We start from the raw sequence: 15,358 nt of genomic DNA, 5'->3' as shown, positions 1-15,358 counted from the left end.
TTCAAGTCTAAATTTAGGAAATTGCGATCGCACTGGATAAAAATCAAACAAATATTCTCCTAGCCGGATTGCCGGATTGCCAAATCTAAAATCTACAAGAGTATTGTCCCGCTGGGGATGGTTTTTAGGTTAGATTCGATCTACGTATGCCTGAGATTAGAGGTTATAGATGGAAATAGGCGTCCCCAAGGAAATCAAGGATTTAGAGTTTCGAGTCGGGCTTAGCCCCACAAGTGTCCGGGCTTGTTCGGACAAAGGCCACACAGTTTTCGTCGAAACGAATGCTGGTGCTGGGGCCGGTTTCGCGGACGAGGACTATGTTCAAGCAGGGGCTAAGATTGTCTTAAAGGCTTCCGATGTCTGGAAGCGCGAACTAATTGTTAAAGTTAAAGAACCACTGCCTGCTGAGTATCCGCTGATTCAAAAAGAGCAGTTGCTGTTTACATATTTGCACTTGGCGGCCGATCGCACATTAACCGAGCATTTAATCAGCAGCGGAGTCCAGGCCATCGCCTACGAAACCGTCGAACTCCCGGACAGAAAATTGCCACTGCTGACGCCGATGAGCATTATTGCAGGGCGTTTGGCCGTGCAGTTTGGAGCTCGGTTTCTGGAACGGCAGCAAGGTGGCCGGGGCATACTTTTGGGTGGCGTACCAGGGGTAAGACCGGGTAAAGTTGTGATTTTGGGCGGCGGCATCGTTGGCACAGAAGCAGCGCGAATTGCTGTAGGAATGGGCGCCAGAGTGCAGATTTTAGACGTAAATGTCGATCGCTTAGCCTACTTGGAAACTCTGTTCGGTTCCAGAGTAGAATACCTCTACAGCAGTCCTTTGCAAATTGAAGCAGTTGTTCCCGATGCTGATTTGTTAATCGGTGCGGTTTTGGTCTTAGGTAAAAAAGCTCCCGTGCTGGTTTCTCGCGAATTTGTTGCGAAGATGCACCCCGGTTCTGTGATTGTTGACGTAGCCGTTGACCAAGGTGGCTGCGTGGAAACTTTGCGGGTAACTTCTCACACAAATCCTACTTATGTTGAGGAAGGAGTTGTGCATTATGGCGTGCCCAATATGCCCGGTGCCGTTCCTTGGACTGCGACTCAAGCTTTGAATAACAGCACTTTGCCTTATGTTTTGCAGTTGGCAAATAACGGGGTTAAAGCTTTGGAAATGAATCCGAGTTTGGCGAAGGGATTGAACGTGCAGAATCACCGCTTGGTGCATCCGGCAGTGCGCGATGTTTTCCCCGATTTGGCTGATTAGATTCCCATTTTTTTTAAGTAAGCTGTCCCGCATCTAAGGATCGCGGGATCGCGAATTAAATAATTTACAAAAGTTTGTGGGGAGTAGGGGGTTGGGGGTCCCGCCCGCCCTTTCTGGACGGGCGGGACGCCCATCCCACAAGAACCATCACGCATTGTAAGTTATTTAATTCTCATTCCTAAATTGTCTTTGAGCGCGGGCGGGATGCCCACTCCACAAGCAACTTGATGTTTTGTGGAATGGGCCGAAGAGCCCGTTCCTAACAAGGGCGCAAGATGTGAGTTACTACGAACCTTGTTGTAAAATTAGGGTTGATAGATTTGCCGGATTTCATCGAGGTTGTTGGCTGCGGGTATATCAGATGCGATCGCCTGCAAAACACCAACATCAGAAATTCCCGCAATCTCCTCAAGCAACAGCAATCCTTCCTCTGGGAATTTCAGTCTTAAACCGAGTTCGATTGCCTGGATAAATGCTTGTTTAGTGCGCGCCTGTTCCTCCAGTAACTGAGCATCTTTTTGAGATAACTGAGCATCTTTTTGAGATAACTGAGCATCTTTTTGAGATAACTGAGTATCTTTTTGTACCGCCAGTTCGTCGCCTGTAGGAATGGGAACGCCACTAGCATAGCACCAGCGCAACCAAGTACCACCGACATTTTCAAATTCACCTTGCCACAGAGTTAGTCCCAAACCGACTTCGGGAAACCAAGCATCACTTTTCGGCACGTAAGATTGATTCTGTAATTCAAAGACTCGCAGCGTATTCCCTTTCAACTCGCGTAGCGGATCGTACACAATATAATACGGGATTCGCATTCGAGCGTAGTCTATTAACTTGCTACCCAATTCATTTCCCGGAGTTGGGGAAACAATTTCGATCGCAATTTCGGGAGGTTTGCCAAATTCCCAAAATAAATACGATCGCACTTGTTTTTCCCACCAATCCTCAGCACCAGTAATATTGACACTAAGAAACACATCCGGGGCGATTCCAGGTTGACGCACGCTGCTGAACAAACCGACATTGGCAGCCGCAATGAAGGGAACGGTAATACCTGTATCGCCACCGCTGTATAAAACCGTTGTCAGCAGCCGCTGCTGTTTTTCGTTGATGAAACTGTCCAAAGGAGTATCGTCTTCTAAAACTAAGTTGCTAATATCTGGCAACTGACTCGGATCGAGGGTTAATGGCTCAGACATAGGTAGCCGAGGTGAGAACTATCTGCCAAAACAATTTTAACATAATAGGCATGAGGCATTGAGCAATATTAAGTTTTTCAACTCACAGGCAACAATAGACTCCAATTGCATTCATTCGATCGCACTTCTTGAAATTATCTGCGTTTATCTGTGTTAATCTGCCTGACATCTGCGGTCGATCGGCTCTATCAAAGATTTATGCCATGCAATAAGTCTAGTCAACAGTCATCAAGAGCCACCAGAATTCATATCACGAGTTTTAAATGTAGTTATATCAGTCACAGCCCAGAAGAAGAAAAAAAATTAATTCCCCAAAACACTTGACAGATTCGCGGAGGTATGGCAGAGTAGTAATTCGTGACCGATGCGGAACTGGCGGAATTGGTAGACGCGCATGATTCAGGTTCATGTGGTGCAAGCCTTCCGGGTTCAAGTCCCGGGTTCCGCATTCCAAAGGCAGAAGGAAGTTTGGGGTTAACCCGATACAGGCAATAACCCCATTCGCTCTGCTGAATTAAACAATGTTGACAAGTATTCAAAACCCCCTAGTTAAAGAAATCCGCAAGCTGCACAGCTCGAAGGGACGCAGGGAACAACAATTATTTTTACTCGAAGGGACGCACTTGCTGGAGGAAGCTTGCGCGACAAAATACCCGCTAGCAACGGTTTGCTGCACTCCAGAATGGCTGGATCAGCACGGGGAACTTTGGGAGCAAGTTGGTAATTTAGCCGATCGCACAGAGTTAGTAAGTGCAAAAGTGTTAGAGTCGATCGCCACTACAGTCCAACCCGACGGCATTGTCGCCACCGCACCTCGAACCGCAACAGATCCCGCAGAATTGTCAACTTTAGGAATAGCCTTAGAAACAATCCAAGATCCCGGCAACTTGGGGGCGATCGTCCGCACGGCTGCGGCTGCTAATGCCGACGGTTTGCTGCTGAGCGCAGACAGCGCCGATTTAGACCATCCCAAAGTGCTGCGCGCCTCAGCAGGAGCTTGGTTTAAGCTGCCAATGGCAGTCAGTCCAGATTTAACCGCCGAAGTCTCCGGGTATAAAAATCGAGGAATGCAAATTTTAGCAACTGTCGCCGGGGCCAGTTTAAGTTATTGGGAAGTAGATTTGCGAGTGCCGACTCTGATAGTTTTGGGCAACGAAGGTTCTGGTTTGTCGGAAGAATTGAGAAGTTTGGCCGATCGACAAATCCAAATTCCCCTGAGTCGTGGCGTAGAATCTTTAAATGTGTCGATCGCTGGAGCTCTCATCTTGTACGAAGCTCAACGGCAAAGAAGTCATTAGTTATGAGGCATTAGCCATTAGTCCTTATCTGTTGGGGCGGGTTCATCAATATCTGTAACTTCATATTCAGGGTATTGAAAAGCTGTTGGGCATTTAAATTGTATTTTTTGTATTTTTTACTTGCACTGTGCCAAAAGAATCAAATCCCCTCCCATCTCCCCATCTCCCCATCTCCCCCTCTGAGATGTGGCGGATTTTGTTTATATTGATGCAAACTGTAAAGCCAGGAAAGCGCATACTCTCGTATCAACAGTTCAGGCTGGCATGAAATAAATATGAAGAAGTGTAGTCAAATGCTCTCACAAATGTTAAGATTCTTAACATAACGTAGTATTGTGCTCGCCCCAACCAAAACCTAACCTGAGACGGTGCTGACTGGGAGTAGTAGCTAGCTACCATAAAATTAAGCCTCTTTAAATGGAAGGAAAGCGCAAGTCCCCGCCCGCTTTCCTTCCCAGCTAAAGCTAGGGGTTTGCGACTACCGCAAACCTTTAGAGGCACAGATCCTCAGCGGGAAAAGCTCATGAAAACTCTTAAGTCCTCAGATACAGATTCTGTTCGCGCTTACTTGCGGGAAATCGGCCGCGTTCCCTTGTTGACCCATGAGCAAGAAATACTCTATGGAAAACAGGTACAGCGCTCAACCGCACTGCATCAGGAGAAAAATATTTTAGCCGAAGAGTTAGGCCGCGACCCGACGGCGGCTGAATGGGCACAGGCAGTTGGGCTGTCTGAGGCACAGTTGCAGCACACGATCGAACACGGGGAAAGGGCAAAGCGCCAAATGGTGGAAGCGAATCTCCGTCTGGTCGTGTCTGTTGCCAAAAAATATATCAAGCGCAACGTAGATTTACTGGATCTAATTCAGGAAGGCACGATCGGGATGCAGCGGGGAGTAGAAAAATTTGACCCGACTAAGGGCTACAGATTTTCTACTTATGCTTATTGGTGGATTCGTCAGGCAATTACTCGGGCGATCGCCGAAAAAGGCCGCACCATCCGCTTGCCGATCCACATCACCGAAAAGCTCAACAAAATTAAAAAGGCTCAGCGCCAACTTGCTCAACAGCTTGGTCGCGCGGCCACGGCTGCTGAATTGGCATCAGAGCTAGAATTGACTCCCAAACAGATTCGCGAATATCTCGATCGGGCGCGCCTGCCACTTTCCCTGGACTTGCGCGTGGGAGACAATCAAGATACAGAGTTGGGCGATTTGTTGGAAGATACGGGTACTACCCCGGAAGATTTTGCCCTGCAATCTTCCCTGCGGACTGACTTAGACCACCTAATGGCGGAACTGACTCAGCAACAGCGAGAAGTTCTCGCCTTGCGGTTCGGTTTAGAAGACGGGCAAACCCTAACTTTGGCCAAAATAGGCGATCGTCTCAACATCAGTCGGGAACGAGTGCGGCAAATAGAACGGGAAGCTTTGACCAAACTCCGCAAGCGCAAGCAAGATATCAACGATTATCTAGCCAGCTAGCTAGATTGGGGATTGGCGATCGGGTCCCCCCCACTTGCAATCCCCAATCTAAAATCGTAAAAACCGCCGATTTTAATTCGGTTGTGCCCACTTGGTTGCTATGATTGTCCTGCTACATTAGTAATTACTTAGTAATAAAGATCAGCAGCGATCAGATAAGGGTTATTTAATTTAACCGCCCGCGTCTAACATAACAAGCTGTCTCTGAAACGGAGGTACTCGTGAGCAACTCATCTAATAAATCCCCAGAATTCTTTGAAGAAGACGGAGAAAATGCCAACTTATTATGGCAATACGTGCAGTCAATGGCTCCCGACACAGTTTCTCAGTTGTCTAAGCCGACTTCTCACGAAGTGTTTCAAGTAATGGAGCGAAATATTGTTGGACTATTGGGGAATTTGCCTTCGGAACACTTCGGGGTGACAGTCACTACCAGTCGCGAACATTTGGGTAGATTGCTCGCCTCGGCTATGATTAGCGGTTATTTTCTGAAAAATGCCGAACAGCGAATGACTTTTGAAAAGTCCATACAAGCCAGTGAGAGACATGGCTCGGACGATTAGTAGATTGTTAACATTTAAGTAATCCAAGTGTCAAGCCCCCCCTCGCAAGATGGGGGCTTAATATTTTAGATTTTAGATTTTAGATTTTAGATTTTAGAGGGTTGATTTTAGATTAAATAATTGAATAATTATTGATATTATTCTTACATTCCCAATTCCCAATTCCCAATTCCCAATTCCCCATTCCCCATTCCTAATTAATATGTCTGTTTCTCCTGTTGCCCACAAAGTTATCGGCGTTGCTGCAATCTGGAACGATCGCCAACAAATTTTGATTGACAAGCGCCGACAACATGGACTGCACGGGGGTTTCTGGGAGTTTCCGGGCGGAAAAATAGAGCCTGGGGAAACCATCGAAGCTTGCATAAAACGGGAAATTATGGAGGAGTTGGGGATTGTCGTAGAAGTTGGCGATCGCTTGATTACGATTGACCACGACTACACTAAATTTACAGTTAGACTATACGTCCACCACTGCCGCCACGTCAGCGGGGAACCGCAAACGATCGAGTGCGATGAAATTCGCTGGGTGACACTCGACGAAATTGACCAATTTACTTTTCCCAAGGCAAACGCACAGATTATTGCTGCACTGCGGAAAATTTGAGCTGTAATATAAAATTCGGTTGCTACTGAACAACTGACAAATGACAGCTAACTTTTATTTTTGGACGGGCAGAGTAAAGTGAAAACAACTGCCTCTATCGGGTACAGAGTCTACCCAAATTTGACCGTAGTGGGCGCGGATGATACCTTGACACAGAGACAGTCCAATGCCGTAACCGTCTGTAGATTTATCTCGCTGCAAGCGAAAGCTGTCTTCAAAAATGCTCGCGCAATCTTCTTCAGGAATTCCCGGCCCGCTGTTGCAAATGCTGACTTGAACTTTGTAAGCGGTGCGGTGGAGAATGGAAAGATTAACAGTTCCTCGGTCTGGCGTGTACTTGCTGGCGTTGTCAAGCAGGTTGACCATGACTTGTTTGATGCGATCGGGATCGGCATAAACTAAGGGCAAATCAGCGGGAATGTCTGTTTCTAAGTTCAGACTTTTCGCCTGAAATTTGTCTTGAAACTGCAAGATTACATCTTGACAAATCGGCCCCAGTTCGATTCTTTTTGGTTCAATGTGGAGTTGAGCGTTTGTACCCCGGGCTGCTTGCAGGATATCTGTAATCATACGATCGACAATTCGGATTTGGCGGCGGGCTTGTTTCATCAAATGAGCCGCCAGACTCGGTGTCAAACGCGACTTTTCCCCCTCTTTCACCTTCTGACTTGACTCCAAAGTCTCCAAAGCCAAAGATGCTGCCGTCAAAGGATTACGCAAGTCGTGAGCTAGCATCGCAATAATCCGGTCTTTCAACTGCAACTGTTCTTGCAGGTGTTCTTTTTCCTGTTTGAGGCGAAAAACTTCATCAGAAAGCTGCACAAGTTCGGCGGCGCAAGCAACGGAATAGATGGGTTTTGGGTCAGTCAGGCTTTCAGCAAGAGCTGGGGCCGACTGGTGCTGAGCTGCGTATTCTTCTACAGAACGCTTCCAGCGGGGCCACCAGTGTTCGAGTTGGGCGATCAAATTGCTGCCGGCGAGAGTTTGTCGTGGATCGGGATGAATTTTGAGCAGGGAGGGAGTGGCTACAAGTTTAAAGTGTTCGGCTAAATCGGGCTGTTCTCCTACGTCGATGATTTGAAGCTCAAAGTCCCACTCTGCCTTCAAATCCTTTAGGGACTTGCGGATGTGTCTGGTCTGTTCCCTGGAAGAGGGACGCTTGTCTACAAACAGCAAAAGCTGTAAAAGCGGTGCGGAATTGGCCGGCTGTTCGGGAGAACAGTCGGTATCGCTGGTGTCTGGTGTTGGATGGACGCTGTTGAGCTTTTTGATCGGGTGAAAATAATTGAGCATTGCCGAGCCGAGTTATTTCACTTCTACTTTAATTTAATACTTACTTTAGATTTATGCTATTGTCCGATAATTTCATTACAGGCGGGCAGATGATATTTTTGAGATGGAAGAAAAATGAGTCGCTGCGGGTGGTGGTTCAAGTGGCGGTCGCCTTTTTTGTGCTGTGCCTGTTGCTGACGCTGCACCGCTACTACAGCTTTTACGCTACTTACGACCAAGGCATTTTCAATCAACTTTTTTGGAACGGCACTCGGGGTCACTTGTTTGAGAGTTCCCTCTCTTCGGCTTTGTCCACTAATGTGGTTCACCAAAACCAGCTCCCGTCCGTATCTTACTACCGGTTGGGGCAGCATTTCACCCCGGCGCTAATGCTGTGGCTGCCAATTTACTCTCTGTTTCCCTCTCCCGTCACTTTGACGGTGTTGCAGGTGACTTTAATTACCGCGGCGGGAGGAGTGCTCTATGCTCTGGCCAGACACTATCTGGAACCGAGGCTGTCGGCGACAATTGTTGTGAGCTATTACTGCGCTAACGCGGTCATCGGCCCGACTATGGGCAATTTTCACGATATTTGTCAAATGCCACTGTATGTCTTTGGCTTGCTGCTGGCTATGGAGAAGCGCTGGTGGCCCTTGTTTGGGATTCTGGCAACTTTAATTTTGGCCGTGCGAGAAGATGGGGGAGTTGTTTTATTTGGCGTCGGAGTTTACCTGATTTTGAGCCGGCGCTACCCTCGGACTGGTTTGGCTGTCTGCATACTCAGTTTTGGTTATATGATCGTCCTGACCAATCTGATTATGCCTTTGTTTTCTGCTGATATATCCCAGCGGTTTATGATGGAGCGCTTCGGCCAATATGCCGAGGGAGATGAAGCTTCTACTCTAGAAATTATTTGGGGAATGGTGAGCAATCCCGGCCGATTGGTGGCTCAGTTATTTACGCCGTTTTTTGGTAAGATTAGATACCTGCTTGGCCAGTGGTTGCCATTAGCTTTAGTGCCAGCTTTCGCACCTGCGTCTTGGATGATAGCTGGATTTCCTCTGCTGAAGCTATTTTTAGCGAAAGGAGAGTCGGTGCTGGCGATTAATATTCGCTATGCGATGACTGTGGTTCCAGGGCTTTTTTATGGGGCGATTCTGTGGTGGGCCCAGCGTCAAAAGGAAGAAGATAGAATGGTGAGAGAGGAAAGAATGTTTTTGCGTTTTCCTTCTGCTTTATTTCCTCTGCCTTCTTCTTCAAAGTTTCGCCGCTTTTGGTCGTTTTGCATCTGTTTGTCGCTATTTTTTACCTTCACTTCTAACCCAAATCGGACTTTTTCTTGGATTTTGCCCGATGCGATCGATCCTTGGGTGCAGGTTCCTCTCGTCAGACAATGGCAGCACGTTTTGCAAGTGCGGCCGCTATTGGCTCAAATTCCTGCTGATGCTAGCGTGGCAGCGACGAATACTATTGTGCCGATTTTGTCAAGCAGGCGGGAAATTCTCAGGTTTCCGATGTTTGAACTCCGCAATGATGCGGGGAAGGCAGTGAAGATGCAATATGTAATTGCCGATCTCTGGCAGTTGCAGCAGTATCAGGCTGCGTTTCGCGCGGAACGGGGACAGTTGCGGGAGATCGTACCGGCGATCGATCGAATGTCCAAATCTGGAGAGTACGGAATTGTTGGCTTTGAAGACGGCGCGATTTTGATGCGTCAGGGTGCTGTTTCTAATTCTGCATCGGTTGCTGCTTGGACCCGTTTTCGCGGCGAATTGGAGCCGATTTTGAAGAAAGGGTAAGCTGGTAGCCACGATCGCCATTGCTTTTCTCAGTGGCTCAAATCTTGAGGAAACCTGTTTTTTTCAGGTAATGGCGATCGAGCAATTTCCTGCAAAAACCAGGTTGAGGCATGATTTTCTGTCTTTGTTGCTGCCAAAAGTCAGGCATTGGGCATCAACTTGCGTTCAACTCAAAATTAAGGTTGGTAATTATACAATAAATCTGTTAATCCTAAACATTAAGATATATAAAAGCTTTGGAGGGGAGAAAGATGAAAATTTTGGTATTGGCATGGGAGTTTCCTCCCAGAATCGTAGGCGGTATCGCCCGCCACGTATCGGAACTATATCCAGAATTGGTGAAGCTGGGGCACGACATTCACTTGATTACTGTAGAGTTCGGCCACGCGCCGATGTACGAAGTGGTGGAAGGAATACGTGTGCATCGGGTGGTGGTGGGGCACGCCAGGGACTTTTTTCACTGGGTGGCGAACCTCAACCAAAGCATGGGCCACCAGGGCGGGAAACTGATGCTGGAGGAAGGCCCCTTTGATATCATCCACGCTCACGATTGGTTAGTGGGAGATGCGGCGATCGCCCTCAAGCATACCTTTAAAGTACCGCTAATTGCCACCATCCACGCCACGGAATACGGGCGCTTCAACGGCATCCACAATGAGGGGCAGCGCTACATTAACGCCAAGGAAAATGACCTCGCTTACAACGCTTGGCGGGTAATTGTTTGTAGTGATTATATGCGGCGGGAAGCCGAACGGGTACTATCGACTCCGTGGAACAAAATAGAGGTAATTTACAACGGAATTAGACCAGATAAAAAGCCCCGCTGGCACGAATTTGACGCGATGGATTTCCGCCGCCATTTTGCTGCTGATGATGAGAAAATTGTCTATTATGTAGGAAGAATTAGCTATGAAAAAGGCATTGGTGTCTTTTTGAATGCTGCACCTAAAGTAATTTGGGAAATGGGGGGTAAAGCGAAAATTGTAATTGTGGGCGGCGGCAATACAGACCATCTCAAACATTTAGCTTGGCATTTAGGAATTTGGAATAAGTGTTATTTTACTGGGTTCATGTTTGAGGAACATCTTGACAAATTCCAGACGGTGGCTGACTGCGCGGTTTTCCCCAGTCTTTACGAACCTTTTGGGATTGTAGCGTTAGAAAGCTTTGCTGCAAGAGTGCCTGTGGTGGTTTCGGATGCGGGCGGACTTCCAGAGGTGGTGTTGCACACTAAAACTGGCGTTGTTACTGAGGCAAACAATCGGGATTCTTTGGCCTGGGGAATTTTGGAGGTTTTGAAAAATCCGGGTTACGCGCAGTGGTTGGTTGACAATGCTTATCAGGATTTGGAACGCCGGTTTAGTTGGCCGAAGTTGGCGATAGAAACCCAGTGGGTTTATGAACGGGTGGTGGAGGAAAGGGCTGAGGTTGATTGGTAAGAATGTTGACAGTTGACACTTGACAGTGAGTCGAATATCAACTTTTTTGGTGCAAATCTTAAGAATTTGTAACACAATGATAGAGACACTCGAACTTACTTTGAGTGCACTCAAAAGATTTAAAGGGAACTCGCATCTTGAATATTTTTAGGGAAATCGATCCCCAACCCAGACGCAGCTTACTGACTTTATTCACCGCAGGCCTGCTATTCTGGTCGAGTTTGGCTTCGCTACTGCCAACTTTGCCGCTGTACGTTCAATTTGTGGGCGGCACAAAACAGCAAATTGGCTTTGTGATGGGTGCATTTGCGATCGGACTTTTGCTATCGAGGCCGCAGTTGGGCAAAATAGCCGACAGCAGGGGGCGAAAACAAGTTTTGCTTCTAGGTGCGTCAGTCGCTGCGATCGCCCCTTTGGGCTACCTGTTGGCTCAATCTATCCCCTTACTGTTACTTATTCGCGTTTTTCACGGCATTAGTATCGCCGCTTTTACTACAGCTTACAGCGCTTTGGTAACAGATTTGTCGCCGCCAGGAAAGCGGGGCGAATTAATCGGTAACATGAGCTTGGTGAATCCTATTGGTCTAGCAGTTGGGCCGGCTATTGGCGGATTTGTGCAAGCTTGGGTTGGTTATACTCCTTTGTTTGCGATGTCGGCGGCTTTCGCTGCAATGGCTATATTTTTTACCTGCCAAATTGCGGAACCTAATTTTGCAGATTTAACAAAACCGGGCTCGCTATCTGAGGACAAAAATAGCCAAAAATACTGGGAAATGCTCTGGAATCCGAGAGTGAGGATTCCGGCTTTAGTGTTATTGGTGGTTGGTTTAGTATTTGGAACTTTGAGCACTTTTATGCCTTTGTTTATCCAAGAAACTAAGGCTAATTTGAATCCTGGATTATTTTATTCTACGGCGGCTATCGCCAGTTTTGGTATAAGGTTGCTCACGGGACGGGCTTCGGACAAATACGGTCGCGGCTTGTTTATTTCTGGCGGCTTAATCTGTTATGCCGTCTCTATGTTATTGTTGTATTTTGCTAACAACAGCAGTGCTTTTTTAATAGCAGCTTTGGTGGAAGGTTGCGCCGGCGGTACGGTTTTGCCGATGATGGTAACGCTGATGTCGGACAGGTGCGAACCTCATGAAAGGGGCCGCTTGTTTTCGCTTTGTATTGGCGGATTTGATTTGGGTATTGCGATTGCGGGGCCGACTTTAGGCTTTGTGGCTGAACAAGTTGGCTACAGAAATATGTTTGGTTTTGCGGCTGGACTAGCTGGTTTGGCTTTGCTGGTTTTTATTACTCAGTCTAGCAAGGGCTTGTCTAATTCGATGAAATTTGCGATCGGTCGAGGCAAAGATATTTATGCTTTGAATCAGTAGACTTGAATTGCCAAAGTCCTTTTAATCAATTTTTTGGGCGATGCTCAAAGCCCACCCCACAAAAAAAATGATTTTTGTGGGATGGGCTTCTAGCCCGTCCTAGATATTTTTGCAAGAGGTCTAGTAAACGCACAAATTTAAAAAAGTTCTGAGTTTTAAGTCGTGAGTTGAATTAATTTCTTAATTCAAAACTCAAAACTCAAAACTCAGAACTCACAGCTTATAACGTTTTTAAATGGGCTTGGAGGGATTCGAACCCCCGACCTCATGGTTCGTAGCCATGCACTCTATCCAACTAAGCTACAAGCCCCTGTTGAGTTCAGATTTAATCTAAAATTGATTAAGTTCTTTTCTCACAGAATCTAACAGTAACATCATTACCAAAAAAATGCAAGACCTTTCGCAAACTTTTTCTAAATTGCCCGATCGCACACAGCTAACTCACCTCGACAACAGCGGGGAAGCGCAAATGGTGGACGTTTCGGCTAAGGTAGCAACCGTGCGGCAAGCTGTTGCCGCAGGCAGGGTGCGGATGTTGCCGGAGACGTTTGCGGCGATTGAAGCGGGGAATGCGCCGAAAGGTGATGTGTTGGGCACTGCAAGGCTGGCTGGAATTATGGCGGCGAAACAGACTGCACATTTGATTCCTCTGTGTCACCCTCTGCCGCTGAGTAGCGTGGATGTGCAGGTGATGCCGGATGCTGGGTTGCCGGGGTATCAAATTCGGGCGACGGTGAAAATTAAGGCGGAAACTGGGGTGGAAATGGAGGCGCTGACGGCGGTTTCGGTGGCGGCGCTGACTTTGTATGATATGGCGAAAGCGTTGGAAAAGTCGATCGCCATTGAGTCGATTCGCCTGGTGAGTAAAAGTGGCGGCAAGTCAGGAGACTATGAAAATGTAGAGGCATAATACCAATTTCATAAAGTAGCGCTAGATATTACCCCCCCAACCCCCCCTTATTAAGGGGGGGCTAAGACTTCATCCATAGCACATCTTTAGAAAAATGGTATAAGTTTCCAGCCGAAAGAGGGATGCAGCATTCAAAAAGCTGCACTTATGATTAAAATAGGCACTGAACTACTATCAAGTGAAAAACTATGCCTCCTCGTTGGCCTCGCAAACCCGATCGCAATGATCCAGAGTACCGCCGTTTAGATGACAGGATGAATTTTGCTATCCACGTCGGTCTTTTTTCTGCTACCAATTCTGGGTTGTGGTTTGTTCACAATTTGCAAAAGGCTGATTGGCCTTGGGCAATTTCGGTAACGGGTGGATGGGCTCTAGTAGTTTTGACCCACGCGATTTACCATTTTGCGATCGCCGATTATTCGCCCCTCACTAAAGATTCGGGCTGAAGGCAGTTGGCGGCGATTTGTTAAGTCTTTTGATTGATAACAAATAACTTTCGGCTTTTTTGATATGGCTAATACTACACAGGCGATCGAATCCTTAGCAGCCGAAATCGGCGAAAATGTCTACATTGACATTGCCAAATGGCATTTGTATCTCAATGATGCCCACCTGCATACAGTTGTTGCCCAACAACTTTATTCGATGCTGGAAGATGGCGATTTAGATGCTGACAAAGTTGGACAAGTTTTGCAAGGAATTCCAGTCAAGTTGGGCGGCGGCAAGCGGGAAGTGCCGCTTGCCGATTTGATTCCGATGCAGTGTCAAGTTCAGTTGATGGATGTGCTTGAGGAATTTCAGCGGAAGATGTAGTAAAGGGCGATCGCCTTTTTTGGTCTTTTTGTACCGAAGGGGCGATCGCGCTTTTCTTGATTTCCTAAATCAACCGGAAATTAGCGGATGTAATCGCATTGGCACTCACTCCAACCATCACCCCTAACTCCTCTCCTGTCAAGACATTTTTGATGAGAGTTCCCTGAGTATTTTGAGTGATTGCTAACTGACCAAAACTCAAACCTCCGCTTAATCCAATCAAGTCTTGACCGATGGTAAAATCAGCAATGATATCAAATCCTTGACCAGCTTTTAAGGCAAAGATATCGTTGCCGCTACCGCCAATCAAACTATCATTGCCCAAGTCTCCGTAAAGAATATCATCACCTTGACAACCAGTGAGAGTATCGTTATCTTCGCCCCCGTACAGGGTATCATTTCCTTCACATCCTCCCAGAATATCTGCTGCTTCGTTACCGCTGATAAAATCATTACCTACACCGCCGCAGATGGTATCGGAACCTAACTGTCCAAACAGGGAGTCATCACCTTGACTACCAAGCATTATGTCGTTACCTTTGCCTCCATATAAAACGTCATTATCCTTACCACCATCGATGAAATCATCATCTTTATCACCAAGAATGATGTCATTACCTTCGCGGCCATTTAACAAGTCATTGCGTTTGCCTCCGAAGATTAAATCGTTGCCAAAGTTGCCAAGAACGATGTCGTTTCCTTCATCTCCAAATAGGATGTCATCACCTTTGCCTCCGCTGATGAAATCATTGCCTTGATTGCCATTAAAGATGTCGTTGCTGGCTCCACCATATAAGTTGTCATTCCCAGATTTGGCATCGAATATATTGCCGTTGTTAGTGCCGAGAAATTCCTCGTTTTGGGCAGTTCCTATTTGAATACCCGATACACCAAGTAGGGTGTTTTCAACTGCATTGGGTTGGTTTAAGTTGGGATAGGCAATGTCATCGCAGATGCAGTCGTCATTGGGGATGTTGTTGGTTGTTGGTGTTGGCGTTACCGATGGTGTTGGCGTCGGTGTTTCTGCAGGGGTTGGTGCAGGGGTTGGTGCAGGGGTTGGTGCAGGGATTGGCGCGGGTGCGGGTGCTGGTGCAGGGGTTGGTGCAGGGATTGGCGCGGGTGCGGGTGCTGGTGCAGGGGTTGGTGCAGGGATTGGCGCGGGTGCGGGTGCTGGTGCAGGGGTTGGTGCAGGGATTGGCGCGGGTGCGGGTGCTGGTGCAGGGGTTGGTGCAGGGATTGGCGCGGGTGCGGGTGCTGGTGCAGGGGTTGGTGCAGGGATTGGCGCGGGTGCGGGTGCTGGTGCAGGGGTTGGTGCAGGGATTGGCGCGGGTG

At 47.5% G+C, this 15,358-nt stretch carries 14 protein-coding genes and 2 tRNA genes; 12 read left to right on the top strand and 4 right to left on the bottom strand.

The window, feature by feature from the left end; genetic code table 11:
• Positions 1 to 169 precede the first annotated feature (169 nt).
• On the top strand, positions 170 to 1,258 hold the full coding sequence (gene ald / locus QUB08_RS24885) for an alanine dehydrogenase (protein WP_333228039.1): 1,089 nt from the start codon (positions 170 to 172) through the stop codon (positions 1,256 to 1,258).
• Between the two features lie 305 nt (positions 1,259 to 1,563).
• Here the strand turns inward: ald and QUB08_RS24880 are convergent, their stop codons facing one another.
• Entirely contained in the window at positions 1,564 to 2,460 is an 897-nt protein-coding gene (locus QUB08_RS24880; protein WP_333228037.1) for a Uma2 family endonuclease, read from the bottom strand.
• Between the two features lie 366 nt (positions 2,461 to 2,826).
• On the opposite strand from QUB08_RS24880, the gene QUB08_RS24875 reads away from it, so the two are divergent.
• The 5 genes from QUB08_RS24875 to mutT all read left to right on the top strand — a co-directional run bounded on the left by QUB08_RS24875 (position 2,827) and on the right by mutT (position 6,411).
• A tRNA-Leu gene (locus QUB08_RS24875) sits at positions 2,827 to 2,908 on the top strand.
• 73 nt (positions 2,909 to 2,981) lie between these two features.
• Positions 2,982 to 3,758: an RNA methyltransferase gene (locus tag QUB08_RS24870; protein WP_333228035.1), complete on the top strand. Its 777-nt coding sequence runs from the start codon at positions 2,982 to 2,984 to the stop codon at positions 3,756 to 3,758.
• A gap of 523 nt (positions 3,759 to 4,281) precedes the next feature.
• The gene (locus QUB08_RS24865; protein ID WP_333228033.1) at positions 4,282 to 5,241 is read left to right on the top strand and encodes an RNA polymerase sigma factor, RpoD/SigA family; all 960 of its coding nucleotides are present in this window, start codon (positions 4,282 to 4,284) and stop codon (positions 5,239 to 5,241) included.
• A gap of 221 nt (positions 5,242 to 5,462) precedes the next feature.
• A complete protein-coding gene (locus tag QUB08_RS24860) occupies positions 5,463 to 5,804 on the top strand; it encodes a DUF760 domain-containing protein (RefSeq protein ID WP_172187001.1) in 342 nt (113 codons plus the stop codon).
• 202 nt (positions 5,805 to 6,006) lie between these two features.
• Entirely contained in the window at positions 6,007 to 6,411 is a 405-nt protein-coding gene (gene mutT / locus QUB08_RS24855; protein ID WP_333144817.1) for an 8-oxo-dGTP diphosphatase MutT, read from the top strand.
• A 54-nt stretch (positions 6,412 to 6,465) separates the two neighbouring features.
• Here the strand turns inward: mutT and QUB08_RS24850 are convergent, their stop codons facing one another.
• Entirely contained in the window at positions 6,466 to 7,704 is a 1,239-nt protein-coding gene (locus QUB08_RS24850; protein ID WP_333228031.1) for a histidine kinase, read from the bottom strand.
• A 53-nt stretch (positions 7,705 to 7,757) separates the two neighbouring features.
• Here QUB08_RS24850 and QUB08_RS24845 point away from each other — a divergent pair, with 53 nt between their 5' ends.
• From QUB08_RS24845 to QUB08_RS24835, 3 genes are all read left to right on the top strand, one after another.
• Complete coding sequence (locus QUB08_RS24845) at positions 7,758 to 9,482, top strand: DUF2079 domain-containing protein (protein ID WP_445300953.1); 1,725 nt, start codon at positions 7,758 to 7,760, stop codon at positions 9,480 to 9,482.
• Positions 9,483 to 9,733: 251 nt separating this feature from the next.
• A complete protein-coding gene (locus tag QUB08_RS24840) occupies positions 9,734 to 10,921 on the top strand; it encodes a glycosyltransferase family 4 protein (RefSeq protein ID WP_333228027.1) in 1,188 nt (395 codons plus the stop codon).
• Between the two features lie 137 nt (positions 10,922 to 11,058).
• Positions 11,059 to 12,303 (top strand): MFS transporter, encoded by a 1,245-nt coding sequence (locus QUB08_RS24835; RefSeq protein ID WP_333228072.1) that lies wholly within the window; start codon positions 11,059 to 11,061, stop codon positions 12,301 to 12,303.
• A 236-nt stretch (positions 12,304 to 12,539) separates the two neighbouring features.
• Here QUB08_RS24835 and QUB08_RS24830 read toward each other — a convergent pair.
• Positions 12,540 to 12,613, bottom strand: a tRNA-Arg gene (locus tag QUB08_RS24830).
• Between the two features lie 78 nt (positions 12,614 to 12,691).
• On the opposite strand from QUB08_RS24830, the gene moaC reads away from it, so the two are divergent.
• The 3 genes from moaC to QUB08_RS24815 all read left to right on the top strand — a co-directional run bounded on the left by moaC (position 12,692) and on the right by QUB08_RS24815 (position 14,026).
• Positions 12,692 to 13,213 carry a cyclic pyranopterin monophosphate synthase MoaC gene (gene moaC / locus QUB08_RS24825; protein ID WP_333228025.1) on the top strand — a complete coding sequence of 174 codons (522 nt, stop codon included), beginning with the start codon at positions 12,692 to 12,694 and terminating at the stop codon, positions 13,211 to 13,213.
• A 188-nt stretch (positions 13,214 to 13,401) separates the two neighbouring features.
• Positions 13,402 to 13,659, top strand: coding sequence for a 2TM domain-containing protein (locus QUB08_RS24820; RefSeq protein WP_333228023.1), 258 nt, complete (start codon positions 13,402 to 13,404; stop codon positions 13,657 to 13,659).
• Between the two features lie 64 nt (positions 13,660 to 13,723).
• Positions 13,724 to 14,026, top strand: coding sequence for a DUF3181 family protein (locus QUB08_RS24815; RefSeq protein ID WP_333057367.1), 303 nt, complete (start codon positions 13,724 to 13,726; stop codon positions 14,024 to 14,026).
• Between the two features lie 64 nt (positions 14,027 to 14,090).
• Here QUB08_RS24815 and QUB08_RS24810 read toward each other — a convergent pair.
• On the bottom strand, positions 14,091 to 15,358 hold a 1,268-nt coding region (locus tag QUB08_RS24810; RefSeq protein WP_333228021.1), incomplete at its 5' end, for a calcium-binding protein.

Source organism: Microcoleus sp. BR0-C5, from assembly GCF_036705045.1.
Classification (GTDB): Bacteria; Cyanobacteriota; Cyanobacteriia; order Cyanobacteriales; family Microcoleaceae; genus Microcoleus.
This window is presented reverse-complemented; position numbering and strand designations above follow the sequence as displayed.

Excerpts from the sequence above, each read along its gene's own strand:
- QUB08_RS24845 (WP_445300953.1), top strand. The coding sequence starts at position 7,758 with ATGCTATTGTCCGATAATTTCATTACAGGCGGGCAGATGATATTTTTG.
- QUB08_RS24820 (WP_333228023.1), top strand. The coding sequence starts at position 13,402 with ATGCCTCCTCGTTGGCCTCGCAAACCCGATCGCAATGATCCAGAGTAC.
- QUB08_RS24840 (WP_333228027.1), top strand. The coding sequence starts at position 9,734 with ATGAAAATTTTGGTATTGGCATGGGAGTTTCCTCCCAGAATCGTAGGC.
- QUB08_RS24865 (WP_333228033.1), top strand. The coding sequence starts at position 4,282 with ATGAAAACTCTTAAGTCCTCAGATACAGATTCTGTTCGCGCTTACTTG.
- ald (WP_333228039.1), top strand. The coding sequence starts at position 170 with ATGGAAATAGGCGTCCCCAAGGAAATCAAGGATTTAGAGTTTCGAGTC.
- mutT (WP_333144817.1), top strand. The coding sequence starts at position 6,007 with ATGTCTGTTTCTCCTGTTGCCCACAAAGTTATCGGCGTTGCTGCAATC.
- moaC (WP_333228025.1), top strand. The coding sequence starts at position 12,692 with ATGCAAGACCTTTCGCAAACTTTTTCTAAATTGCCCGATCGCACACAG.
- QUB08_RS24815 (WP_333057367.1), top strand. The coding sequence starts at position 13,724 with ATGGCTAATACTACACAGGCGATCGAATCCTTAGCAGCCGAAATCGGC.
- QUB08_RS24870 (WP_333228035.1), top strand. The coding sequence starts at position 2,982 with ATGTTGACAAGTATTCAAAACCCCCTAGTTAAAGAAATCCGCAAGCTG.
- QUB08_RS24850 (WP_333228031.1), bottom strand. The coding sequence starts at position 7,704 with ATGCTCAATTATTTTCACCCGATCAAAAAGCTCAACAGCGTCCATCCA.
- QUB08_RS24880 (WP_333228037.1), bottom strand. The coding sequence starts at position 2,460 with ATGTCTGAGCCATTAACCCTCGATCCGAGTCAGTTGCCAGATATTAGC.